Source organism: Streptomyces sulfonofaciens (assembly GCF_014656295.1).
Classification (GTDB): domain Bacteria; phylum Actinomycetota; class Actinomycetes; order Streptomycetales; family Streptomycetaceae; genus Streptomyces; species Streptomyces sulfonofaciens.
The window spans coordinates 39,158-62,760 of record NZ_BNCD01000005.1; the positions used below are offsets into that span (position 1 = coordinate 39,158).

Annotated in this window: 17 protein-coding genes and 1 pseudogene; 4 read left to right on the top strand and 14 right to left on the bottom strand. The window is 73.2% G+C overall.

Going from position 1 to position 23,603, the window contains the following annotated elements:
- Nucleotides 1-21: 21 nt before the first annotated feature.
- The 4 genes from IE313_RS10475 to IE313_RS10490 form a co-directional block, all read right to left on the bottom strand.
- Nucleotides 22-879 carry an LLM class flavin-dependent oxidoreductase gene (locus IE313_RS10475; RefSeq protein ID WP_189930729.1) on the bottom strand — a complete coding sequence of 286 codons (858 nt, stop codon included), beginning with the start codon at nucleotides 877-879 and terminating at the stop codon, nucleotides 22-24.
- Nucleotides 880-969: 90 nt separating this feature from the next.
- On the bottom strand, nucleotides 970-4,347 hold the full coding sequence (locus IE313_RS10480; protein ID WP_189930730.1) for a tetratricopeptide repeat protein: 3,378 nt from the start codon (nucleotides 4,345-4,347) through the stop codon (nucleotides 970-972).
- A 123-nt stretch (nucleotides 4,348-4,470) separates the two neighbouring features.
- The gene (locus IE313_RS10485; protein WP_189930731.1) at nucleotides 4,471-5,922 is read right to left on the bottom strand and encodes a M1 family metallopeptidase; all 1,452 of its coding nucleotides are present in this window, start codon (nucleotides 5,920-5,922) and stop codon (nucleotides 4,471-4,473) included.
- Nucleotides 5,923-6,248: 326 nt separating this feature from the next.
- On the bottom strand, nucleotides 6,249-7,304 hold the full coding sequence (locus tag IE313_RS10490; protein ID WP_189930732.1) for an aldo/keto reductase: 1,056 nt from the start codon (nucleotides 7,302-7,304) through the stop codon (nucleotides 6,249-6,251).
- A 265-nt stretch (nucleotides 7,305-7,569) separates the two neighbouring features.
- Here IE313_RS10490 and IE313_RS10495 point away from each other — a divergent pair, with 265 nt between their 5' ends.
- Complete coding sequence (locus IE313_RS10495) at nucleotides 7,570-8,301, top strand: SDR family oxidoreductase (RefSeq protein ID WP_189930733.1); 732 nt, start codon at nucleotides 7,570-7,572, stop codon at nucleotides 8,299-8,301.
- A gap of 253 nt (nucleotides 8,302-8,554) precedes the next feature.
- On the opposite strand, the gene IE313_RS10500 is transcribed toward IE313_RS10495, so the two are convergent.
- The 7 genes from IE313_RS10500 to IE313_RS10530 form a co-directional block, all read right to left on the bottom strand.
- Nucleotides 8,555-9,580, bottom strand: a complete 1,026-nt coding sequence (locus tag IE313_RS10500) for an ABC-2 membrane transporter-related protein (protein WP_189930734.1) — start codon at nucleotides 9,578-9,580, stop codon at nucleotides 8,555-8,557.
- Nucleotides 9,577-10,557: an ABC transporter ATP-binding protein gene (locus IE313_RS10505; RefSeq protein ID WP_189930960.1), complete on the bottom strand. Its 981-nt coding sequence runs from the start codon at nucleotides 10,555-10,557 to the stop codon at nucleotides 9,577-9,579. The genes IE313_RS10500 and IE313_RS10505 overlap by 4 nt, the downstream gene beginning before the upstream one ends.
- Before the next feature lie 20 nt (nucleotides 10,558-10,577).
- Nucleotides 10,578-11,003 (bottom strand): GntR family transcriptional regulator, encoded by a 426-nt coding sequence (locus tag IE313_RS10510; RefSeq protein ID WP_189930735.1) that lies wholly within the window; start codon nucleotides 11,001-11,003, stop codon nucleotides 10,578-10,580.
- Between the two features lie 244 nt (nucleotides 11,004-11,247).
- Entirely contained in the window at nucleotides 11,248-11,394 is a 147-nt protein-coding gene (locus tag IE313_RS10515) for a hypothetical protein (protein WP_189930736.1), read from the bottom strand.
- A gap of 396 nt (nucleotides 11,395-11,790) precedes the next feature.
- Nucleotides 11,791-12,456 (bottom strand): hypothetical protein, encoded by a 666-nt coding sequence (locus IE313_RS10520; protein ID WP_189930737.1) that lies wholly within the window; start codon nucleotides 12,454-12,456, stop codon nucleotides 11,791-11,793.
- Between the two features lie 92 nt (nucleotides 12,457-12,548).
- Complete coding sequence (locus IE313_RS10525; protein ID WP_189930738.1) at nucleotides 12,549-12,752, bottom strand: DUF397 domain-containing protein; 204 nt, start codon at nucleotides 12,750-12,752, stop codon at nucleotides 12,549-12,551.
- A 13-nt stretch (nucleotides 12,753-12,765) separates the two neighbouring features.
- Complete coding sequence (locus tag IE313_RS10530; protein WP_189930739.1) at nucleotides 12,766-13,617, bottom strand: helix-turn-helix domain-containing protein; 852 nt, start codon at nucleotides 13,615-13,617, stop codon at nucleotides 12,766-12,768.
- 251 nt (nucleotides 13,618-13,868) lie between these two features.
- Between IE313_RS10530 and IE313_RS10535 the strand changes: the two genes are divergently transcribed.
- A complete protein-coding gene (locus tag IE313_RS10535; RefSeq protein WP_268256693.1) occupies nucleotides 13,869-14,372 on the top strand; it encodes an ATP-binding protein in 504 nt (167 codons plus the stop codon).
- 86 nt (nucleotides 14,373-14,458) lie between these two features.
- Here the strand turns inward: IE313_RS10535 and IE313_RS10540 are convergent.
- A pseudogene (locus IE313_RS10540) lies at nucleotides 14,459-15,687 on the bottom strand (cytochrome P450 family protein).
- Between the two features lie 548 nt (nucleotides 15,688-16,235).
- On the opposite strand from IE313_RS10540, the gene IE313_RS10545 reads away from it, so the two are divergent.
- Nucleotides 16,236-17,105 (top strand): MBL fold metallo-hydrolase, encoded by an 870-nt coding sequence (locus IE313_RS10545; protein WP_189930740.1) that lies wholly within the window; start codon nucleotides 16,236-16,238, stop codon nucleotides 17,103-17,105.
- Nucleotides 17,106-17,205: 100 nt separating this feature from the next.
- On the opposite strand, the gene IE313_RS35960 is transcribed toward IE313_RS10545, so the two are convergent.
- Together IE313_RS35960 and IE313_RS10555 are read right to left on the bottom strand one after the other, a co-directional pair.
- Complete coding sequence (locus IE313_RS35960) at nucleotides 17,206-21,474, bottom strand: CDP-glycerol glycerophosphotransferase family protein (RefSeq protein WP_189930741.1); 4,269 nt, start codon at nucleotides 21,472-21,474, stop codon at nucleotides 17,206-17,208.
- Between the two features lie 273 nt (nucleotides 21,475-21,747).
- Entirely contained in the window at nucleotides 21,748-22,431 is a 684-nt protein-coding gene (locus IE313_RS10555) for a TetR/AcrR family transcriptional regulator (RefSeq protein ID WP_229924521.1), read from the bottom strand.
- A 176-nt stretch (nucleotides 22,432-22,607) separates the two neighbouring features.
- Here IE313_RS10555 and IE313_RS10560 point away from each other — a divergent pair, with 176 nt between their 5' ends.
- The gene (locus IE313_RS10560; protein ID WP_189930742.1) at nucleotides 22,608-23,531 is read left to right on the top strand and encodes an alpha/beta fold hydrolase; all 924 of its coding nucleotides are present in this window, start codon (nucleotides 22,608-22,610) and stop codon (nucleotides 23,529-23,531) included.
- Nucleotides 23,532-23,603: the final 72 nt, after the last annotated feature.

Here is a 23,603-nt window from a genome sequence, read left to right on the forward strand (position 1 = left end):
GGCGGGGCCGTGCGGGGCGGCCTAGAGGACCGGTGGGCCCTGCTCGATGCGGTGCAGGACCGGCGCGAGCCTGTCGAGGTCGTCGCCCTCCTGGAGCTGCCGTTCGTCCCACCAGGTGGCCCCGGCGTCAACCAGCGGGCCGAGCAGGTCCCGGGCCCCGGAGGGTTCCGCAGGGCTCACTCCGCCGAGGACGAGCTCGAAGGGGCCCTCCCGGTCCCCGCGGTGCCGGCGGAGGTACGCGGCAAGGTCGCGCACCTCGTCGACGGGCGGCACATGCCCGTGCCGGGCGGAGGCGAACAGCGGGACCGCGCCGTCCCAGCGTGCGGCGCGCCGCATCGGCGGGCGGTTCGGCCAGAAGCCCGCGATCCAGACCGGCGGGCGGGGCTGCTGCACGGTGCCGGGCCGCAGGGCCACGTCCCTGGCCCGGTAGTGCCGCCCCTCGTGCGTCACGGGTTCGCCCGACCAGTAGCGCTGGAGCAGTTCCAGGCCCTCGTCGAGGCGCTCGGCTAGCACGCGGGGGTCGGTGGTGTCGCCGAAGCTGCCGTACTCCTCCTCGATCGGACCGCCGAGGCCCGCGCCGAAGACCACCCGCCCGCCGCTGAGCCGGTCCAGGGTGGCCACCTGCCGGGCGAGCTGCTGCGGGCGCCGTCTGGCCACCGGGGTGACCAGGGTGCCGAGCCGGATCCGGGAGGTGGCGAGCGCCGCGGCCGTCAGCAGCATCCAGGGGTCGCCGAAGGGCCGGGCGTGCCGCCGGTGCAGGACGTGGTCCCAGACGAACAGCCCGTCCCAGCCGGACTGCTCCGCGGCGGCGGCCACCTTCGCCACCGTCCTCGGGTCGGCGAAGTCGCCGAAGTTCGGAATGTTGATCGAGAAGCGCATCCCTGCATGCTGCCGCTCGACGCCCCGCGCCACCAGGGGACATGACGTCCGCGGAGACGCCCGCTCGTACGGCGGCACGGGTCCGCCCGGTCAGCGCACCACGGTGAGGGCCTCCTCCAGACGGCGCCGGAAGCCGAGCGTCCGCCGTGCCGCCGACGGGAGCGCGGCCACCAGGGCGTCGAGGTCCATGAGGAGCTCGTCGATCTGGCCGCTGGTCGGGGTGCTCGCCAGGAACTCGTCGAGGCACCGCTCGGCCACCGCCCGGTGGTCCAGCGCGCTGTGGGCCAGGAAGAGGTTGCCCCGGTCGGCGACGGACCGCTCGGCGGCGGACCGCTTGACGACGGGCGGAGCGCCTCCGTCCACCGGTCCGTCCGCCGATCCGCTTGCCGGTCCGGCCACCGATCCGCTTGCCGGGTCGTCCGCCGGTCCGTCCGCCGGGTCGTCCGCCGGTGAGTCCGCAGGGTCGGGGGTGAGGAGTGCCACCGCGCGGGTCAGGTACTCCTCGGCGCCGGCCAGACCGGCGGCGTACAGGGTGACGGCCTTCTCGTAGTGGGCCCAGGCGTGCTCGGGGTCCTTCTCCAGAGCCGTGCCGAGGTCGCCGAGCGCAGCCTCGGTGCGGCCCGTCGCCCTCAGGGCCGCCGCGCGGTTGACGAGGGCCCAGACGTAGCCGGGGTTGATCTCGATCGCCAGGTCCAGGTCCTCGATGGCCCGTTCGGGATGGTCCATGAGCCGGTGCAGCTCGCCGCGGGTGGCGAGGGTCCACGCCGAGCGCGGGCTGAGCGCGACGGCGGCGTCGTAGTCGGCGAGGGCCGCCTCGTACTGGTGCACCAGCCGGCGGACCATACCGCGGTTGGTGCGCGCCCAGGAGCTGTCGGGGCTGATGTCCAGGGCCCGGCTGAGGTCGGCGAGGGCGTCGTCGTGGCGGGCTTCGCGGCGGTGCAGCTCGCCGCGGCACGCGAGGGCCCAGGCGTGCTCGGGCTCCAGCTCCACGGCGCGGTCGAAGTCGGCGAGGGCCAGGTCGTACCGGCCCGTGTACTGGTGCACGATGCCCCGGTTGACCAGCGCCCAGACACTGGTGGGGTTGATGCCCAGGGCGTGGTCGAAGTCGGCGAGGGCCAGGTCGTACCGCTGCGCGTGCTCGTGCAGGAGACCGCGGTTGATCCGGGCCCAGACGGAGCCGGGGTCGGCAGCGACGGCGCGGTCGTAGTCGGCGAGGGCGTCGTCGTGCCGGGCGGTGGCCTGGTGGGTGAGGGCGCGGTTGACGAGGGTCCAGGTGGAGTCGGGCTTGATCTCGACGGCCCGGTCGAAGTCGGCCAGCGCGGCCTCGTACCTGCCGTTGAGGCGGTGCAGCTCGCCCCGGCTGGTGAGGGTCCAGGAGCTGGCGGGCGCGATGGCCAGGGCGCGGTCGTAGTCGGCGAGGGCGGCCTCGTGCCGGGCCATGGCCTGGTGGGTGAGGCCGCGGCTGGTGAGCACCCAGGCGTGGTCGGGATGGATCTCCAGGGCGCGGTCGAAGTCGGCGAGGGCCTCGGCATGGCGGTTCTGGAAGTGCCGGATCGAGCCGCGGTAGGCGTGGGACCAGATGTCGTCCGCCTTGAGCTCGATGGCGCGGCCGTAGTCCGCCACGGCCTCCTCGGACCGGCCTTCGAGGTGGTGGGTGCGGCCCCGGCCGTAGCAGGCGCGGAAACCCCGCGGGTCCAGGGCGAGGGCCCGGTCGTAGTCGGCCAGGGCCTCGGCGTACCGCTCGGCGTTGCGGTGGTCGCGCCCGCGCAGGGTGTACGCGAGCGAGCGCGCCCCGGTGTCCAGGGCGGCGTGCATGATCAGGGCGGTGAGTGCGGCGATGCCGGGGCCCGCGTCGTCCTCCAGGGCGGAAAGGAGCCGCCGGCCCCACTCGGCCACCTCCGGGGCGTCGGTGTCGTGCCCGGCACGGGACAGGGTCTGCGTCCAGCGGCGCAGCGTCCGGGTGCCGTGGTCGTAGGCGTCGAGCAGGTCCCGCAGCGCACCGGGCAGCGCGGCGCGCGGGTCGGCGCACAGCCGGTGGTAGGTCTCCTGGAGGCGCGCGGCGCGCCAGTGTTCGTCGCGCCACCAGCCGTCCTGCGGCGGCGTGCCCTCTTCGAGGCGGCTCCGGCGCCGGCCGAAGGCGTCGGCCAGCCGGGTGTGCTGCTGCCGCCACCGCTCGGGCGACTGGCGGCGCTGGAGGCGCAGCATCGCGCTCCTGACCACGTCGTGGTAGCGGCAGTGCCCGGCGTGGTCGGTGACGAACGGCAGACCGCGCAGCCACCCGAACTGCTCGGCCGCCGTGTCGTCCACGGCGGCCCGGTACACGTCCTCGTCCAGTTCCTGGGGCAGCGCGCAGGCCAGCGCGGCGGCGCGCCTGGCGGGGTCCTGCTCCCACTTCAGGAAGCGCTCGACGGCGGTGCCGGTGGGGTCGCCGATGTCCTCCACCCGGACGGGGCGTGCCTCGGCGAGCGTGGAGACGAGCACCGGCAGACGGCCGGAGAGCCGCAGGATGACCTCCACGACCCGCTCGTCCGTCACCCCCTTCGCCGTCAGTAGCTGCCGGGCCTCGGCATCCGTGAAGACCTCCAGCGGCCAGTCCGCGACCAGGTCCCGCCAGTCGTCCCAGCAGCGCGCCGCCAGCCTGGCCTGTCCGGCCAGCACGACCAGGACGTTCGCGGGCAGCTCGCCGTAGCGGTTGGTGACGAGGATGTCCCGCAGCCAGGTGTCCAGCAGGGGCCCGGTGCGTTCGTACGTGTCGAAGAACAGCACCAGCCAGGGCCTGCGCCGGGCCGCCTCCTCGAGGTCCTGGAGGAAGACCGGGGTGAGCGCCTGGAGCGGCGACAGCACGAGCTGGACGTCGTCGTGGCTGCGCAGCCTGCCCCTGAGCACCGACGTGACCCGGTCCGCGCCGGCCGCGACCTGGTTCGGGTCGACCGCGCCGGCGAACGCGCCCACGCCCGGGATCATGCCGAGGCCCGCGAGGCCCAGTTGCGACAGGACCATGCTGGACGGCGAAGGGGCGGGTGCCGCGGTGCCCGCCCCTGGCTCCTGGCCGACCTGGCCGCCCGCCGCGGCGCCCGCTCCCACGGCGCCGGCCAGGCTCGCCTCGGCCTGCGCCTCGTGCCGCCGCTGCCGGTAGGTGGCCAACTGCTTGTCCAGGCCCTTCAGCGGCACGCCCTGCTGGGCGAACTGCGCGCTGACGGCCTCCATCGCCTCGACCGCGTCCGCCGCGGCCTCGTCCACGTACGCGGTGGCCGCCTCCGCGTCCCGAGCGGCGCTCTCCAGCCTGCGCACCAGTGTGGTCTTGCCCACCCCGCCCGGTCCGTGGATGTGGAAGAGGAACTGCGCCGCTTCCTGCGGCGGCTGCCGCAGCGTGTCCCTGAACACGGCGAGTTCGCCCTGCCGCCCCACGAACCCGCTGCTGCGCTGCCGCCGGATCAGCTCCTGCCGCGACGGTGCCCGCTCCGCCATCCCGCCCGCCCCCGTGATCGCTCGCCGTCCCCCTCCCCGACATGCTGCCGCATGGCGGCGCCGGACGTCTGCGGTACGGGGCGGCTCGCGGTGCGGGGCGGCTCGCGGTGCGCGGCCGGGGCGTTACGGCATGGGCGGGGTCGTGGGCGCGTAGATCCAGTCGTCGACGTACTTCGTGAAGTCGCGCCCGGTGACCTCGTTGACGACGTCGACGTAGTCCCGCGTCGTGGCGGACCTGCCGCGGTAGCGGTCGAAGAACGTCTTCTCGATCGTGCGGAACGTCTCGTCGCCGACCTTCTTGTGCAGGCCGTACAGCATGAGGGCACCGGGGGCGTTGGTCGAGCCGAGGACGTCGGCGCTGCTCTTGAGCCTGCCGGGCGGCCCGACGTTCGTGCGCTCCTCCTTGTCGTACTCGTAGGCGCGCTCCATGTTGCCCTCCAGGGAGCCCAGGCCCTTCTCGTCGAGGAAGCGGAACGTGTAGTAGACGGCGTGGCCCTCGCTGAGCCACATGTCGTCCCAGGTGTGCACGGAGACGGCGTCGCCGAAGTACTGGTGGACCAGCTCGTGCACCATGATCCCGGGGTCGTCCTTGAGACCGGTGCCCGCGAACGTCGACAGCGTGGCCGTCTCAAGACCGGCCCCGAACTCCTGGACGCCGAGGACGCCGTAGCTCTCGAACGGGTAGGGGCTGCCGATCTGCTTCTCCACCCAGGCGAGGTCCCCGGGGAGGTTCGCGACCTGCTCGGCCTGGTCGGCGAAGCGCGTGTCGACGTGACTGCGCAGGGGCAGCCCGTGCGGGCCCTGCCCGGAGAACTCCTTGAACCGGCCCACACTGGCCTGGACGACGTCCGTGGGGATCGGGTCCCGGGTGCCGTACACATAGGTGGTGCGGCCGCCCTCGGTGCTGCGTGAGCGCAGGGTGCCGTTCGCGACCGCGGACATGTCCTTCGGCGTGGTGATGCGGAAGGCGACCCGGGCCTTGTCGCTCGGGTGGTCGTTCATCGGGAAGAAGAGGTGGGCGCGGTCCGCCTGGCCGAACAGGGCGAAGCCGTGGTCCCCGAAGTCGTACCAGCCGGCGAGGTCCGGGGAGGGCGCGCCGGGCCGGTCCGGGGGCTCGGGGGCCGCGGAGCGGTCGGCGACGAAGCCGATGTCGACGCGGAAGGGCCTGCCCTTCGGCAGGGCGGCGGCAGGATCGACGACCAGCTTCTCGCCCTCGACGGTGAAGCGCGCCGCCTTCCCGCCCACCTCGACGGTGTCGATCCGCTGCCCGGCGGAGTCGAGGCTGAACTCGGACAGCTCCTGGCCTGCGAGGGCGTCGATGTGCACCGAGGCGTTCATCTTCGGCGTGCCCGGCCGGTAGTCGTAGCTCACGTCGTACGCCTGCACGTCGTAGCCGCCGTTGCCGAGGTGCGGGAAGAGCCGGTCACCGATGCTGCGGGCGCCCGCCCCGGCCGCTGCGGCACTCACCGTGGTCCCCGCCACGAGGCTCCCCGTCGCGACGGCCACCGCGACGGCCGCCAGCGCGGTGGTCCTGCGGCGTGCGCGTCCCCAACCCAACCCCAACCCCGTCACCATGCCCGTGTCTCCCTTCGTCGCCAACCGGTCGGCGCTCAGCATGGCGTGGGATGGCGGCGGTACCGGCTCGGCGCCGTATCGGTGTCGGCGCGCCCTTGTACCAACGCCGTATCAGGGGGCGGCCGGGGCCGGGCCGCGGCACCGCCGAGCGGGTCGGTCCGGGCCCCGGCCCGCCCACCGCAGGCCGGCGGCACCGGCCCCTGGGCCCGCGGACACGCCCCGGCCTGCCGGCACGGCCCCAGGGCCTTCCGGCAGGGCCTTCCGGTCCTCCGGGAGGGCCTTTCGGTCTTCGGGTACGGCCTTCCGGTCCTCCGGGAGGGCGGGGGCTAGAGCACCTCGGTCGTGGTGCGCCGGTACGTGGAGCGGCGGTCGTCGATGCTCGGCCACAGGTCGCCGTAGACCAGGTCCTTGGCGGCGGGCTCGTGCATGAAGGAGTGCGGGAAGGTGAGGGGCACCTCGCTGGCCGCGTCCAGACGGGCCACCGCGTCCGCGTCCAGCGTGACGTCCACGGCGGCCAGGTTGTCGGCGAGCTGGTGCTCCTTGGTGGCGCCGATGATGGGGACGATGTTGCCGGGGCGCTGCAGGAGCCAGGCCAGGGCGACCTGCGCCGGGCTCCAGCCGCCCTGCTCCGCGACGTCCAGCACCGCCGTGACGGTCCCGTCCTCGTTGTGGTCCTTGCCGTCCCAGGCGTGGGCGTCCAGCCGGCCGGCCTCGCCGCGCCGGTACTTGCCGGTGAGCTTGCCGGCCGCGAGCGGCGCCCAGGCGAGTACGGCCAGGTCGAACGCGCGTGCCTGCGGCAGCAGTTCGCGCTCCACCGTGCGCTCCAGGAGGTTGTAGCGGAGCTGGGAGCCGGCGAAGGAGTTCCAGCCCCGCAGTTCGGCCAGCGTGTTGGCCTGGGCTATCTCCCACGCGGGCCAGTCGGAGACGCCGATGTGGAGCACCTTTCCGGAGCGCACGACGTCGTCGAGGCCCCGCATGACCTCCTCGACCGGGGTGAAGTTGTCCCTGGCGTGCACCCAGAGGACGTCGACGTAGTCCGTCCGCAGGTTCCTCAGGCTCTGCTCCACCGAGCGCACCAGGCTCTTGCGGTGGCTGCCCGCGGAGTTGACGTCGCCCTTGGTGACGGTGTTGTTGTACTTCGTGGCCACCACGAACCGGTCCCGGCGGTCTGCCAGGAGCTCGCCGAGGATCCTCTCCGAGCTGCCGTTGGTGTAGATGTTCGCGGTGTCGATGAAGTTTCCGCCGGCCTCGGCGTAGGTGTGCAGAATGGCCGCGCTCGTCTCCTTGGGCGCGCCCCAGCCCCAGTCCTCCCCGAAGGTCATGGCCCCGAGGCTCAGCTCGCTCACCCGCAGGCCGGTCCTGCCGAACAGCGTGTACCGCAACGGTGTCCCTCCGTGTCGTTCCGTATCGTTCCGTGTTGTTCCGTGTCGTCACGAGTAATTCCGCGACGTTCCGAGTCGATCCGTGGAATGTGTCCGTTCCGCGGTGACGCTACGGCCTGGAGCGCGCTCCGGGGCAAGCGGAGTTCTCCGCCGGGGTGCGGCCGGCGTTCATGGCATCCGGAACCACGACTTGGACGACCGGACAACTGTCCGCTAATCTCCGGGCAGCCGGACAGGTGTCCGTTTCAGGAGTGGGGGGCCTTCCATGTCAGGTGTCAGCGGCAAGGTCGTCGCCGTTACCGGAGCGAGCAGCGGCATCGGCGAGGCGATCGCCCGCCTGCTCGCCGAGCGCGGCGCGGCCGTCGTCCTCGGCGCGCGCCGCACGGACCGGCTCGACGCCGTCGTCCGGGACATCCGTGAGCGCGGTGGACGCGCCGTCGCGTGCGCCACGGACGTCACCCGCCGGGCGGACCTCGAACGTCTCGTCGCCCGGGCCGTTGCGGAGTACGGCCGGCTCGACGTCCTCGTGAGCAATGCCGGCGTCGGCAGGATCGGGCCCGTGGCGGACCTCGACGTCGACGGCTGGTCGGAGATGATCGACGTCAATGTGCGCGGGGTACTGCACGGCATCGCGGCAGCGCTGCCGGTGTTCCGGCGGCAGGGCCGGGGCCACCTCGTGACGACGGTGTCGACGTCCGGGCTGAAGATCGTCCCGACGCAGGCGGTCTACGCAGGGACGAAGAACGCGGTCCGCACGCTCCTGGAGGGCCTGCGGCAGGAGTCGACCGACGGCGTGCTGCGGACGACCTCGATCTCGCCGGGCGTCGTCCGCACCGAACTCCTGGACTCCACCGGCGGCGCCGGCGAGCAGGTCGCCCGTATGCGCGAGCTCGCCATCGCGCCCGAGGCCGTCGCCCGTGCGGTGGCCTTCGCCGTCGAGCAGCCCGATGACGTCGAGATCGGGGACATCACCGTCCGGCCCACGGCCCAGGGCTGAGCGCCGTCCTGCGGGCGGATCCGTGACCTCCGCTCCGCGGGCGGATCCGTGACCTCCGTCCCGCGGGCGGATCCCCGACCGCCGTCCCGATCACCGTCCGGGACGCCGTAACCGACGCCGTCCCGGAAGGTGGCGGAGTCCACCGGGCCGCGCCCGGTGCCGCCCGCCCGTAGGGCGGCCCCGCCCGGGCCGGGTGGCAGACGGCGGGACGGACGGGCGGGACGGACGGGCGCGCCGGCGGGCGGGCGCGGTGTCAGACGAGGCGCTTGCGGCACCGGATGAAGACGAACGCCGTGACGGCGGCCGTGAGGGCGAGGAGCACTGAGGCGCCGAACCACTGCATGCCGCTCATCTGGGAGATCGGCAGGTAGTCCACCGACCAGCCGACGATGTCGAGCTTCTTCAGGCATGCCTGCTGGGACGAGGCGTGCACGCAGGTGCTCCAACCGAAGGTCTCCCCGGATCCCGACACGTACGACTGGTCGATCTGGAGGGCGGCATGGGGCAGGCGGGGGAACGCGTCGGTGCTGACCCCCTTGGTGGTGTTGACCGTGACGACCTGGCCGAGGTTCAGCCGCTCGTACTGCCAGACCACCTGGACGGCCACGGCGAAGAGGAAGGTGACGACCATGGAGGCCAGGGTGCGGCGCAGGAGCATGCCGATCGCCACGCCGCCCATGAGGGTGAAGAGCGCGAGCGCGACGGGCACGGGCCCGGTGTTGTCGAAGGCGGAGCCCTCGCTCCACCCCAGAACCGTGCTCTCGTTCCTGACCGGCCCCCACCACCAGCCGAACGCCGCGGAGAGCGCCGACGTGCACACGATCACCACCAGGGCGCTGATCCCGAGCTTGGTGGCCAGCCAGCGGCCGGGGCTGACGGACTGCGAGGCGACGAGTTTGGCGGTGCCGTTCTCCAGGTCGCCGGCGAGCAGCGGGGCGCCGAGGAAGACACCCAGCAGGACGGGGATGAAGCCGAGGCCGTAGGCCACCTTCTGGAGCGCGGCGGAGTACGGTGCCATGCCTTCGAGCCACCGGTCGGGCGAGGAGCCGGGCCAGCCCTCTGCGGTGAGGTGGTGCACCAGGCCGGCGCGCTGGTAGGCGATCCACGCCAGGGACAGGGCGGTGGCGGCGAGGAGGGTCCAGAAGCCCGCCCGGTGCTGGCGCCAGACGAGCCAGGTCAGGCCGCTGAGCCTCGGGGCGCGGGTGGCGGCGGGGGACGGAGCGGCTCCGTGGGCCCCGGCGGTCGGGGTCCTGGTCGGGTTGCTGGTCGGGTTCCTCATGCCGACGCCCGTGAGTCGTCGAAGCCGTGAGCCCGGCCCGGGACCTGTGCCACGGGGCTGATGAGGGGCGGCGCGTCGGGGCAGCGCAGATACGAGAGCAGGAGTTCCTCCAGGTTCGGAGTGTCCGTCTGCCACTGGCCGGCCACCGGGCCGTCCGGGCGGATGAGGGCGGTGACCTGGCGTCCACTGGTGCGGTACTCGACGATGGTGTGGCCGGCCAGCTCCGCGGGAACGCCCTGGGCGCCGCCCTGCGCCGGACCTGCGTCCGCACCGCTACGGGCGCCCTGCAACCGCAGGTGGGCGCTGCGGAGTTCGTCCACGTCACCGGCCATGCGCAGACCGCCGGCGGAGATGACGAGGAGGAAGTCGCAGACGTCCTCCAACTCGCTGAGTATGTGGGAGGACATCAGCACGGTGGTGCCGTGTTCGGCGGCCCCGGCGAGCAGGACGCCCATGAGCTCGTGCCGTACCAGCGGGTCGAGGTCGGACATCGGCTCGTCGAGCATCAGCAGGTCGGGGCGCTTGCCGAAGGCGAGGGCGAAGGCCACCCGGGTGCGCTGCCCGCCGGAGAGGGTGCCGATCCTCGCCTCCATGGGCACGTTGCCCGCGCGGACGACGTTCTCGGCGGCCCGCTGGTCCCAGCCGGGGTTCAGCTCGCGGCCCAGGCGCAGCGTCTCGGCCACGGTGAAGCGGCGGAACAGCGGCTTCTCCTGGGCGAGGAACGCCGTACGCCGTCCGGCCTGCACGGACTCCGGTGCTTCGCCGAACACCGTGAGGGTGCCGTCCGTCGGCTCCAGCAGGTTGGCGGCGATCGCCATCAGTGTGGTCTTGCCGGCCCCGTTCGGGCCCACAAGACCGCAGATCCGGCCGGCCGGCAGCCGGAACGAGCAGTCCCGCAGGGCCCAGCCCCGACGGTACCTCCTGCCCACTCCGTAGGCCTCGATCGCCGACTCCTCCGCCGGGCCGGCGACGTCCATCGCATCCCTCGCGTTGTGCACTAGTACCCCGATTCCATGCTTTCCGCTGTCCTGCCGGCCGCCGTTGCCGAGCCGTACCGCTCCGCCAGGACCGATGCGACCAGCGCGGTCACGTCCTCCCGCTCAAGGCCCGCCTCGTGAGCCCGCGCCATCCAGGCGGCCAGCTCCACGCGCAACGGGGAGTCGGCGCCCGCCTGGGGGCGGGCCAGCGACCGGCGGATGAAGGTGCCCAGGCCGGGCCGTGGCTCGACCAGTCCTTCGCGTTCCAGCTCCCGGTACGCCTTGAGCGTGGTGTTCGGATTGACGGCGCAGGTCTCGGCGACTTCCTTGGCGGTGGGCAGCCGGTCCCCTGGCATCAGAACGCCCAGACGCAGGGCCTGTTTGGTCTGCTGGACGATCTGCTGGTAGGCGGCGACCCCGCTCCGCCGGTCGATGCGGAACTCCACGAACGCTCCCCACCATATTTAGCTAGTTGATTAGTGGAATGATGATGGGGGCTGATCCGGCACCTGTCAAACGAACCGTCCGACGGGCTGTCGGACATGCCGTCGTGCATGCCGTCGAACGAACCGTCCGACAGGCTGACGGCAGGCCGTCGGACAGACCCGCCGACCGCGGCCGGGCGCGGCAGAGCCATGCCGTCATCCGACGGGGGAACCTCCGGTCACCGGGTCTCCCCCCTGACGGGGATCACTGCTGGTCGGGGGACGGCGCCCGGGGAGTGCCGGGCGCAGTCCCCCGGTCGGCCCTGAACCCGTCCAGCACTTTCCTGCTCGCGGCCGTGAAGGGGTGGTCGGCGCCGAGGCTGCTCGCCCGCCTTTCCACGACCCCGTTCATGAGATCGACTGCCGCATCGGGGCGTCCCAGGGCGTCCCAGGGCGTGCTGGATACGGGCGTGCAGTTGCTTGCGCGTCGTGCCCGTCGAAGGCATCGCGGAGGAGGTGCGACGTGTCACCTCTCGGGACACCCGTGCGGGCGCTGCCACGCGCGCTGCGAAGGCAAGCCGCCGACCTCGCCGACCGACCTTCCCCGCCCCGGGCGTCGAGTGTTTCGGGGCCGCAAGCCAGAGGGTCACCGAGTGAGCCCTTGACGGTGCGGTTCCGCCTGCGTGCGCAGTCCTTGCGCACGCAGGCGGATGCCGATGGGCGGGGTGCCGACGGGCGTGGGTGCCGACGGGTCCGGACGCGTCGCCCCCGCAGTGGTTGGTGCGGTGGGGCGACGTGTGCCGGGCTGTCAGGCGCGGACGGATTCCTGTCCGGACAGCCCGGTGCGGCGGAGGGCGCGCAGCATGGCGGGGAGGTCCCAGTCCCTTTCCGGGGTCGCGGTGACCAGCTCCTCCAGTCGTTCCGGTGTCAGCCGGTACTGCTCGGCATCGGCCAGCAAGGGGCCGGCGGCGGCTTCGTCGAACGTGCCGTCCAGCAGTTCCCACGAGATCATCTCGTTGAACACCCCGCGCTGGTCCGAGAAGCGGCTCATCCCGCAGTCGAGGCCGTCGTCGTCGAGGGTGTCGGGGTACGGCGCGCGGGCCCACGCGCCGTTCTCCCACCAGTAGACGCAACCCAGTTCATAGCCTTCGATCAGATCCCGCAGGTCCTCGTAAGGCAGCCAGTCGGGGGCGCCGGCGAGCATGTCGATGGCGGGCTTGTGCCATTTGACGCGGCTGGCCTCGTCCTCGCCGTAGAGCACCCAGCGGTCCTCGCCGCTGCGGGTGAGCCACCAGCGCGTGGTGCCGCAGTCGTCCAGGTGCAGGGTGTCCTCCGTTATCCAGTTGCCCGTGCGGTGGATGCCGAGGTCCTCGTCCTCCTCCCGCGCGGTCAGCACGGCAAGGAGGGCCCAGCGCGCCCAGAGCGTGGCGGGTGCGGGAAGGTCTTCGGGCAGGCCGGGGCGGTGGTGGTCCATGGTGTTCCCCCGTTGGTGGTCGCTGGTGTCGGCGATCGCGGTCGGCGGCGGTCCGCGGTGGGCCCGCGGCGGACCGGTCGGTGCCGGTGAGTCTAGGGCAGGTGGATCTTGCTGCCTTTGAGTGCGGTTATCAGTGCGCCGAGGGTCTCGGGGGCTGTGGTCAGTACGGCGTCGGGTGCTTCGCTTTCCCGGAGGTGTATGCGGTGCTCGTTGTGGGGGGTGGCGAGCTCTATGCAGTTGTCGCCCGAGCCGCCGCCGGAGAACGAGGATTTCTGCCACTCAAGTCGGGTGCGCATGGATTCCGCCTTTTCAGAGTTCGTGAAGGATTCGAGCGATCATTTCTCTGGACGTGTGAGGGTCCAGCGATGTTGATCCGATCCGTTCGTAGCGTCGCCGGTACTGTTTCAGACGGGGCTCCGCATCGACGAACACACCCCCGTGGCCGGTGTCGATGTGCACGGTGTCGAGCTGGGCGACGGCCCCTTCTGCGTAGAGCATCGAATAGCCGGCTCCCGCGAAGTCCTCGCTGTCGAAGGGAACCACGCGAACGCTCACGTGTGGCAACTCGGAAAGACCGAGAATGCGCTTCAACTGGTCAACAGCGGTCTGCCGTCCGCCGACCCGGATCCGCAGAGCTGCTTCGTGGATTACGGCGTCGAATGGTGTCGGCTCCCCGCCTGCGATGACCTTCTGCCGTTCAGAGCGGAAGGCGACGAAGGCGTCCACCTCTCGTGAGGGCCAATCCGGAGACATGTACCGGAAGGCTGCCCTCATGTGGTCCTCCGTCTGGAAGAGCCCTGGGATGTGGGCCATCTCGAAGGTGTGCATCCGGATGGCGTGGTGTTCGAGTTCGGCAAGGTCGGGGCCGAGAGGTGCCACGATCCCCCGGTACTCCTCCCACCACCCCTTACCGCGCTCGGCGGCCATGGCCACCAAGGCGTCCACATAAGCGGCGTCATCGCACGCGTAGTGCGCGGCCAGTCGTCGGATGCGTTGCTCGCTGACGCCGAAGCGGCCCGCCTCCAAGTGGCTCAACTGAGCGGAGCCCGAGCCGAGGATCTGTGCTGCTTCACGGGCCGTGACGCCTGCCGCCTCCCGCATCTTGCGCAGCTCGGCGCCCAGGCGCATCTGTCGTGCCGTCGGATTCGTTCTGGGCGGCATCTGCTTGTCCTCATCTGGCCGTTGAGTGTGCGGTTCGCTTTGCCACGGCGTGGCACGTGCGGGTGAAGCATGGCGGACAGAGTTGCTACGTATCAAGTTTGTCCGTTACGTTCGGTGAAGGTCGCCGCACGCACTGTCGTGGCAACTATCGCAACTCCGTCATGCCCGACGCCAGTTGGAAGTGCACCCCTGCCGGGCAATGCCACCAACCGGTCGTCACGAACCCCCGCTCCACGAGGAGTTGACTCACCATGCCCAAAGCCAGGCCGACAAGGACGCCCAAGCCCCTCAAGCCCCTCAAGCCCGCCACCTCGACCGCCCCTGCCGCTCCACCGCCCCTCACGCCCTGCCACTACGAGATCTACTGCTCCACCACCGCGCTCACCCCCACCGCCCCCAAGATCGCCCGCGACTACGTCACCGCCGTACTGAAGTCACGCCATATGACGCTGCTCGTCGACGACGCGGCCGTGTGCACCTCGGAGTTGATGACGAACGCCTGCCTGCACGCACGGAACAGCGTGGGCGCCGTCCTGCGGATGGTCGTCGACGTCGCGGGCCCCGTCGCGCTGCGCGTCACCGTCCACGACGGCGACCCCGGGAACCAGCCCCGGCTGCTGGAGGGCTACGACCCGGAGTCCGGCCGCGGGCTCCGGCTCGTGGACATGCTCACCGAGGGGCACTGGGGCACCGTCCCGGGCGCACCGCTGCCGGGCGGCGGCAAGGGCGTGTGGTTCGAACTCGGTCACCGGTGACGTCAGCGCCCTGCCCCCTGCGGCCCGGCCGGCGCCCCGGCCCCTGTGACCCGGTCGGCGCGCCGGTGCCCGCGGACCCTCTCGCGCTACCCGGCGGCGCTCAGGCGCACGGGGAGTCGCTGGTGGCCGTTGCTGATGAGGGTGGGCACCGGCCGCAACGCGTCCGCCGGTGCGGCGAGTGACATGGTGGGGAACCGCTCGAAGAGCTGGCGCAGGGCCTCCGCGACCTCTAGGCGGGCCAGCGGGGCGCCGAGGCAGAAGTGCACGCCGTAGCCGAAGGCCAGGTGGTCCTTGACCCTGCGGGTGACGTCGAAGGTGTCGGCGTCCGGGCCGTGCCACTCCGGGTGGCGGTTGGCGGCCGCGTACGCGGCGAGGACGGCGTCCCCCGCGGAGATGACCTGCCCGTCGGGCAGATCGACATCGGTGACGGCGAGCGCAGCGGCAGGTACTTGATGGCGGGCTCGTGGCGAAGGGTCTCCTCCACCACGTCCTCCCAGGTGGCCTGTCCGGTGCGGACGAGACGGAGCTGGTCGGGGGACGTCAGCATCGCGTAGACGGCCTGGTCGATGACGTTGACGGTCGTCTCGTACCCGGCGTTGATCATCAGGAGCAGCGTGTCACGCAGTTCCTCGTCGGTGAAGCCGGTGCCGTCGGACTCCTCGTCGCGGGCGGCGATGAGGAGGGAGGTCATGTCGTCGCCGGGGTCGCGGCGCTTGTCGGCGATCAACTGGTCGGCGCTCTCGAAGAGGCGCGCGGTGTTGGCCTGGGCCTGCTCGGGCGTGAGCGTACTGTCGAAGACGTTGTCGACGAGCTGCCGGAAATCGTCCCGCTGGTCCTCCGGCACACCCATCAGATGGCCGATCACGGCGATGGGCAGCGGGTAGGCCAGCCGCTCGCGAAGGTTCACCACCTGGCCTACGGGCACCCCGGCAAGGTCGTCGATCAGCTCGCTGACCATTGCCTCGACGGTCGGCTTCAGCTCGGCGATGCGGCGCGCACTGAAAGCGGGGGCGACCATCCGCCGTAATCTCCGGTGGTCGGCGCCGTACGCGATGAACATGTTCTTCACCGCGATCCACAGGGCGAGCGGCCATGTGCCGGCCGCCTCCTGGAAGGCCGGCCAGTGGGCGCGGCCGTCCTTGGAGACGTCGGGGCTGGTGAGCAGGGTCTTAAGGAGGGCCGGGTCGCTGACCGCCCAGGCGCGCACGCCGAGGATGTCCACGGGGGTGGCCGGACCGCGGGCCCGCAGGGCCCGGTGTTCCGCGTGCCGGTCGGCACCGGTGGGGTCGATGACGAACGGGAGGGGCTGGGACATGCGTCTTCTCCTTGATGGGCGGCGGGCGCACCGGGCCGCTCCGGCGCGCGACGTCGGTCGGGTGCGGAACGGAGGGGTGGTCGGTGGCCGTGTCCGGGCGATCCGGTCCCGGCCGGGCCTGCCGGACAGGTGCCCCTGGCAGGCTCCCGGTCGACGGCCTTGGTGCGGTTGGTACGCGTTGACGGCGGTGCGGAGGGCCCTGCGGTGACGAACTGCTCCGGGTTCGAAGCGCTCGACGGCGTTTGCCCGGGCCTCATTCCGGGGTGATCTCATCCGCCGAGTGAGCAGACACACCCTACTGACCGGCACCGCCCCCTGTGTGACAGGAAGTCGGGGGTGATGTGCGTCCCACCCGCCGCGTCGCTCGTGCGACCGGCCGCGGTGGGCAACGTGCTGAATGATCCTGTATGGCCCGATTACCGGACGGGTAGAGAGTGGGACGGGGGCCGAAGTACAAGATCGGCAACGTCTACCGGTTCCGGCTGCGGGCGGGTTATCCCGGAGACGGCGGCCCCGGCCGGGGCCGTTCTCCTGGAAGGAGTCCAGTCGTGGACCGCTGGTACGTGGACGACCGCTGCATCAACTGCGACGTCGCCCGGCAGTTGGCGCCCGAGCTGATCGGCGACGTCGGCGGCAGGTCGCGGATCCTGCGCCCGCCGCGCGACGAGGCGGAGGCACGCGCCCTGCACGCCGCCGCCTTCGCCTGCCCCACCCGCTCGATCCGGCCCCCGTCCGGGCCGCTCGACCAGGGATCCGACCCGTTCCCGATGGCCCTGGACGACGGTGTGCTGCTCTGCGGGCACAACTCGCGGCACACCGCAGGGGCCAACTCCTACCTGCTGCCGCGTCCGTCCGGCACCGCGATGATGATCGACACACCGCGCTGGAGCGCCGAACTGGCCGAGCGCTACACGGCGTTCGGTCCCGTCACCGATGTGCTGCTCACCCACCGGGACCACGCCGCGCACGGCCGTCGCTACGCCGACCACTTCGGTGCCCGGCTCTGGATCCACGAGGGCGACCTCGACGCGGCACCGGACGCGGACCAGGTGATCAGGGGCCTCGAACCCGTCGAGGTCGGCGAGGGGGTGACCGTCCACCCACTGCCGGGGCACACCAGGGGGAGCGTGCTGTACCTCGCCGACGACCGGTACTGCTTCAGCGGCGACAGCCTCTACTGGTCGCGCACCACGGGCGATCTCGAGGTGGTGGAGAGCGTGACCTGGTACTCCATCGAGGAACTGGCCGCCTCGCTGGCCAGGACGGCCCCGAAGCTGCGCTTCGAGTGGATCCTGCCCGGGCACGGGGACCGCCGCCGGCTGCCCGCCGACGACATGGCGCTGCGGCTGCGCGGCCTGACGGAACGCACACGGCAGTTGCGGCCGGGGCCCATCGACTTCACGGCCGTCCGGTGGTGACGGGACCGCGAGCGCTCACACCGCACCGCGGCCGGGCGTCGGCCGCGGTGCGGGCAGTGCCCGCACGGCACGGCGGCGGGGCGCCGGCCGCGGTGCGTGCTCAGCGCAGCAACCGGTCCGCCACCCGGGCCGCCGCGTGGCCGTCGTCCAGGTCGCAGTAGGCGTCGCGGAACGCGGCGTACGCGTCGGTGTGCCGCTCGGCCAGCATGTCCAGGCCGCGCAGGGCGGCGAGGACCTCGTCGGTGGAGGTGAGCAGGGGGCCCGGGGCACGGGCCTCGAAGTCGAGCGTGAAGCCGCGGACCGTGTCCCGGTAGTGCTCCAGGTCATAGGTGTGGAACAGCATCGGACGACCCGTGTGGGCGAAGTCGAACATCAGCGACGAGTAGTCCGTGACCAGGACGTCGGCGATCAGCAGCAGCTCTCCGGTGCGCGGGTGGTGCGTGACGTCGCGCACGAACGGGGCGCGCGCCCCGGGGAGGCGGCCCCACGCAAGGGGGTGCCTGCGCACCAGCAGCACGTGGTCATCGCCGAGCGCACGCTCGGCGGCACGGAAGTCGAAGGCCGGCTCGTACGCGTACCGGAATCCGGCGCCCGAGCCGGTCCGGCCGGCGCCGTCCGGCCCCTGCGTGCCCTGCGCGGGGCCCGCGGCCCCGGCCGGCCGGCCGTGGTGGTCCCGGTACGTCGGCGCGTACAGCACCACCCGCCGTCCGGGTTCGATGCCCAGTTCCGCACGCACCCGCTCGGCGGTCTTGTCGCGGTCCGCGGCGAAGAGGACGTCGTTGCGCGGCGCACCCGCCTGGAGCAGTTCCCCGTCGTAGCCGAGCGCGCGGGTCAGCGGCCCGATCGCGAAGCGGTTCGGCACCACCAGGACGCTCCACTGCGCGACCAGCCGCGGCAGCGCCTCGACGTGCGCGTGGTCCGCGAACCGCGAACCGGCGAGGTCGGCACCGATCCGCTTGAGCGGCACGCCGTGCCAGGTCTGCACGACCGTCTGCCCGTCCCTGCGCTCGAAGAAGTCCGGCAGGTGGTCGCAGGCGATGATGCGGCGGGAGCGGGCCAGCGCCTCGTACCAGGCGGCGCTGTGCTCCACCACCGCGCGCGCCGCGGGCGGCACGTGCGTACGCAGATCGCGGGTGACCCACAGGTGCTCAACCTCGCTGCCGCGCCGCACCAGCTCCTCGTGCACGGCACGCAGCGAGTCGTCTCCGCGGCCCGCGGCGTAGAGCACCGCGTCACGCAGCGGCTCCTCGCGCCGGCGCGGGTAGTGCGTGGTGCGCAGCCGGTGCCGCCGGTAGGCGCCGCGCTCCGCTGCGGGCAGGGCGGAACCGGCCTCGACGACGAGGTGGTCCCCGTGCCTGCGCTGTACCGTGAACTCCCGGTCCCGGCCCTCGTACCGGGCCGGCAGCGCGGCGGCGAGCGGGCCGAGGACGCGCAGCGGGAACTCGACGGCGGGGGCGCCGGCACCTGCTGTGCCGGTGCCGGTGCCGGAGCCGGTGTCGCTGCCGGGGGCGGGAGTGGTCCCGGTGGCAGCGGTGGTGCCGGCAGGGGGCGCGGTGGCAGGGGCGTCGGCAGGGGCCGCGTCGGACGCCGTGCCCGGCTCCGGTGCCCGCTCCCGTACGAAGGCGTACCAGCGGCCCTCGCCGAGCACGTCCGCGGCCGGGTGCAGCGTCGCGGAGAAGCGTGCACCCGGGCCGGAGGGGAACGGGGCGGGCAGTGCCTGCGCGGGGTCCGCCGCGGCGGGCGCGGGGTTCGCGGGCACGGCCCCCGTGTCTGTTCCGGCCTCCGCTGCCTCCTCGCCTCCCGCCTCCGTTCCAGCCCCCCTCACCGCCTCCGTTCCCGCTTTCGCTTTCCCTTCCCCTTCTGCCTCCCCTTCCGCCTCCGTTTCCGCCTCCGTTTCCGGAGCGTTGTCGGCGGCGGAGGGAGGGTCCACAGGGGGAAGGTCCGCGGGGGAGGCGTCACCCTCGGGTACGGCCGCGGACGGGTCCGCCCCGGAGGCGGCGGCTCCGGAGGGCGGCGCCTGCGGGGCCGTCCTCACCAGCGGTACCGTCACCTCCTCGTCCAGCACCTCGTGCCTCAGCACCAGTTCCGCCTCCGCCGCGCCGAACGCGCCAAGCGCGGCGAACGGGCCCGACGCACCGCCCGCCAGAGCCGTCCGGGCCCGGGCCCCTGCCGCCCCCACCGTCCCGCTGATCGTGAGTGTGCCGTCGTCGGCCCAGAACAGCGTGTCGGCGATCGGACGGCGGGTCAGCTCGACCCGGAGCCGGCCGCGGTCGTCGGCGGTGGCGCACAGCTCTCGGCCGTCGGCCAGGGCGTACCGGCCGGGCGGCAGCCCCGGCAGGGCGGCCGGCGGCGCCAGGCTCCCGTCCGCCATGACCAGCTCGGCCCGCCAGGGTTCGGTACAGGGCGGCGGCACCTCCTTGGGGGCACGGTGCGCCGGGGGCGGTACGGCGGCGAGCTGGGCGAGCGGCACCCGGAGCGCGAAGCGGCCGTCCTCGGGGGCGAGCGGTGCCTCGATCACCATTCCGCTTCCGCTTCCGGTTCCGTCCGGACCGTCGGGGCGGGACAGCCGCAGGGCCTCGACCCCCTGCGCGTACACCTGTCCGACGAAGACCACGTCGGCCCCGTCGCGGTGGTGGCCCTCGACGCGTGCCGGGCACTCGACGACACCGAGCGTCAGCCCGCCCTCCTCGAAGCCGAGTTCGAGCCGCAGCCGTCCACCCTCCCGGTCCTCGTCGAGGTCGCGCACGGTCCACTGCGCGGTGGCCGCGTCGAGTGCGCGCAAGGGGGCGTGGCGCACCGTGCCGCGGCCCGCGACCAGCACGCCCAGCGTCCACCTGCCGGGTGTCCAGCGACCTCTGACCCTGAGTTTCGCCAGGTCGACTGTCATCTCGAAGCCGGCGTGGTCGTAGCAGTGCAGCACTTGCCCCGAGTCGGCGGTGGCGCCCGGATCGAGGACGCTGCGGGTGGCCACCAGGCGCACCCGCGGCACACCCCTGATCCCTCTGATCCCCCTGACGCCCGGCACGCCCCGCACCCCCGGCAGGCCCTGGTCGCGGGCGCAGGTCAGGACGCCGGTCCTGGCCGACTGGCCGGGTGTCGCGGCCTCCAGGTTGCGGATGTACGCATAGCCCCTGACGACGAGGCGGCCCGCGTCGTCCCAGGTGGTCTCGCGGACCCGTGCGACACCGTCCAGCTCGTCGCGGGACAGCCGGGTCACCGTCTCCACCACGTCGGCGGCCCGCGGCGCCCGCAGCGGGTCCGGGCCGCCCGACCGCTCTCCGGCCGAGCCGGCACGCCCGTCCCGGGCCGCGGCAGGCTCGCCGCCGTCCGCGCCGCCCGGGTGCGGGAAGACGCCGTGCCGCAGCAGCCGGCCGCGGACCCGGAAGGCGGTGTCGCAGCCGGGCCCCGACGTGAGCAGGTCGAGCAGTTCCGGCAGCCGGCGCTCGCGCACCAGGTGCCATTTCACGCGCAGGCCCGCGGGCAGCCCGTCCAGCGCGGCGGGCGCGGCGTGGGCCACGAAGTCCGGGGCCGCGGCGAGGAACGCCTCCCGGTACGCGCGCCCGGCCGAGGGCAGCGCCTCCAGGAACGGCACCAGGTCGCCGCGCAGGCACGACGCGTCGTACGCCTCCCGGTGCGCGGGCTGCTGCACGGAGAGGAAGCGGCTGATGTGCTCGCAGGCCGCGATCCGGTCGCGCACCGCCTTGGCGTCGGCGTGCAGCGCGGCGCCCGCGCCCTGCCGCGCCCGCTGGTAGGAGACGTGCTCCCTGAGCAGGTCGACGGAGCCGGCGAGGAAGTGCGCGGGGATCGTCACCCGGGTCGACGCGTACTGCCTGCCCTCGGGGAAGGACAGGGCGTGCCGGTTCCAGAAGGCGCGCCGGAAGACCTTGTTCCGGGCCGTGCGGTCGGCGAGCAGCCGCGGGGTGCGGGTGATGTGCGTACGGGGCCGGCTCTCGGTGAGCCAGTGGTACGCGGGCTCCTGGCGCCGCCCGTACCGGCCGAGCTGCCAGACGTTGCCGGCCGCGAAGGCGGAGCCCGTGGTGTCCAGGCTGGCGATCAGGCGGGCGTAGGCGTCGTGCGGGAGGACGTCGTCGCCGTTGGCGAAGGCCAGGAACTCGACGGTGCGCGGCGTCTCGCGCACGCCCCGGTTGCGTGCGGCGCTCAGTCCGGCGTGCTGCTGCCGCACCAGGCGGAAACGCGGATCACGGGTGGCGAAGTCCTCCGCGATGCGCGGACTGTCGTCGGTGGAACCGTCGTCGACGAGCACGGCCTCCACGCACGACAGGGTCTGCCCGGCGATCGACTCCAGGCACTCCGTCAGGTACTCCGCGGTGTTGCGGATCGACACGACGACGCTGAGACGCGGTTGCACGGCACGGACCTTTCGTAGGCCGCCGACGGTGCCGACGGGCAACGGGAACGCATTTGTCCCCTTTGCCCATTACCACGGCAGACTTTGCCTCGGTTCACTCCCAGGGGTGATCTTCGGGGCGGCTCAGGGCGCGGCGTACCGGATCGGGGGTCCGCTGTGATCCGGCAGGGGGGCGGCCCGGGGCCGGGGGTGACGTGCGGCGGGCGCCGGGGTGGTGGGTGCCGGGCGGGGGCGCCGTCCCGCGGGCGCGTGGGTGCCGGCGCCCGGCGGGCGTCAGGCGAGCACTCCCGTCAGCGCGCGGACGAGCACGGTCTCCATCCGGTCCGCGGCGCCGGCGGCGGGGGTGACGGCGGGCGGGGCCGTCGCGAGCAGGGCGCTGATGCGGGGGTGGTCGCCCAGGGCGGCCGCGTGGCGCAGGTACGCGGTCTGCCGGGCGGAGCCGGGGTCGGCGGCGGCCAGTTCGTTCTGGACGAAGAGCGCGGTCAGGGCGCACAGGAGCGCGAAGGCCTCCAGCTTGGCGGCGGCGTCGGCCGGGTGGTCGGCGAGTGCGTCAAGTACGTGTTCGAGCAGGTCGACGCCCTGCGGCCCGACTGTGGGGCGGGTGATGACCAGGTGCGGCAGCCAGGGGTGGCGGCGCATGATGTCCCTGGCCTGACGGGCGACGGTGAGCAGGTCGGCCTGCCAGTCGCCGGTAGGCGCGGGCAGGTCGTACTCGCTCGCCGTGCTGTCGATCATCAGGTCGAGCAGGTCGTCGCGGGTGGCGACGTAGCGGTAGAGCGAGGCCGCGCCGGTGTTCAGTGCGGCGGCGACCCTGCGCATGGAGACGGCGTCGAGCCCCTGCCGGTCGGCCAGCTCCACAGCGGCCGCGGTGATTTCGGCCCGGCTGCGCTCGGCCGGGCGTCCGAGCGGCGCCCGTGCGGGTCGCATCCAGATCACCGGTTCCTGCTGCCCTGGCACTGCCACCTCCGTCGTTGTGGCCAGCCTACCTCTTCGCGTACAGTGTTCGCGAAAGGGGTTCGCGAACTCGGTTCGCGAACAGGTGTTTGCGAACAGTGCTTGCGAACAACGCCTGCGAAGCGGCCGATACGGGCTGAGCCGCTGTCGGGCGTTGCCGAACCGGGGGAGGAGTCACCATGGCGCACTACGCGTACAACGGCGATGTGCGGATCGCCTACGAGGACCTCGGAGGCCGCGGCGGCGACCCGCTGCTGCTGTTCATGGGGCTGGGCACGTCGCGGTTCTGGTGGCCGCTCGGACTCGTCCGCGAACTGGTGCGCCGCGACTTCCACGTGGTCGCCTACGACCAGCGGGACGCGGGGGAGTCGGGGCGCCTGCCGGGGCGGCCCGCCGGGCCGCCCGTCCGTGCCCTGCTGCGCAGGACGGCCCCGGCGTACGGCGCCGAGGAGCTGACCGACGACGCGGTCGCCGTGCTGGACGCCGTCGGCTGGCGGCGCGCCCATCTCTTCGGGCACTCCCTGGGCGGCCTGGTGGCCCAGCGCACCGCGATCCGCCATCCCGACCGGGTGCGCAGCCTGACCACCTCGGCCGCCGTGCCGAGCGACGCCAGGGGCCTGCGGGTACTGCGCTACGTCCGCCCGGGGCCGCTGCTGCGGTTCGCCCGGCTGCGGCAGCCCGACACCCCCGAGGGCAACCTGGCCCTCGCCGTGGCCGTCGCCCGCATCCTGGCCGCGCCGGGCCGGAGCGTGGGCGAGGCGGACGTCAGCGAGTTCGTGGCCAGGGAGGCCGAGCACCACGTGCCGAGCTTCCGCGACCAGCGGGCGCAGAGCCGCCAGATCGGCGCCACCTGGCACGGCGGGCCGCTCGCGGACATCACCGCGCCGACCCTGGTGCTGCACGGCAGGCAGGACCCGCTGCTGCGGGTCTCGGCCGCGCGCGACACCGCCGCCGCCGTGCCCGGCGCCCGGTTGCTCACGCTGCCCGGCGTCGGCCACTTCCTGTCCCAGGACACGTGGGCCACCTACGCCGCCCACATCAGGGCGCAGGCCGACCTCGCGGGCCCCGCCGACCGGCAACCGCCCGCCGCCCGCGCCGGCTGACCGTGCTCCACCACCGTCGGCCCGGCTGCGGGCCCGAGCGCGGGCCCGGGCCGCCCGTCCCGGCTGGCCCCT

Coding starts and splice junctions, on each gene's coding strand:
- IE313_RS10515 (WP_189930736.1), bottom strand. CDS start 11,394: ATGAACGGGGTCGTGGAAAGGCGGGCGAGCAGCCTCGGCGCCGACCAC.
- IE313_RS10500 (WP_189930734.1), bottom strand. CDS start 9,580: ATGAGGAACCCGACCAGCAACCCGACCAGGACCCCGACCGCCGGGGCC.
- IE313_RS10520 (WP_189930737.1), bottom strand. CDS start 12,456: ATGGACCACCACCGCCCCGGCCTGCCCGAAGACCTTCCCGCACCCGCC.
- IE313_RS10535 (WP_268256693.1), top strand. CDS start 13,869: ATGCCCAAAGCCAGGCCGACAAGGACGCCCAAGCCCCTCAAGCCCCTC.
- IE313_RS10485 (WP_189930731.1), bottom strand. CDS start 5,922: ATGGTGACGGGGTTGGGGTTGGGTTGGGGACGCGCACGCCGCAGGACC.
- IE313_RS10560 (WP_189930742.1), top strand. CDS start 22,608: ATGGCGCACTACGCGTACAACGGCGATGTGCGGATCGCCTACGAGGAC.
- IE313_RS10495 (WP_189930733.1), top strand. CDS start 7,570: ATGTCAGGTGTCAGCGGCAAGGTCGTCGCCGTTACCGGAGCGAGCAGC.
- IE313_RS10525 (WP_189930738.1), bottom strand. CDS start 12,752: ATGCGCACCCGACTTGAGTGGCAGAAATCCTCGTTCTCCGGCGGCGGC.
- IE313_RS10475 (WP_189930729.1), bottom strand. CDS start 879: ATGCGCTTCTCGATCAACATTCCGAACTTCGGCGACTTCGCCGACCCG.
- IE313_RS10530 (WP_189930739.1), bottom strand. CDS start 13,617: ATGCCGCCCAGAACGAATCCGACGGCACGACAGATGCGCCTGGGCGCC.
- IE313_RS10480 (WP_189930730.1), bottom strand. CDS start 4,347: ATGGCGGAGCGGGCACCGTCGCGGCAGGAGCTGATCCGGCGGCAGCGC.
- IE313_RS10505 (WP_189930960.1), bottom strand. CDS start 10,557: ATGGACGTCGCCGGCCCGGCGGAGGAGTCGGCGATCGAGGCCTACGGA.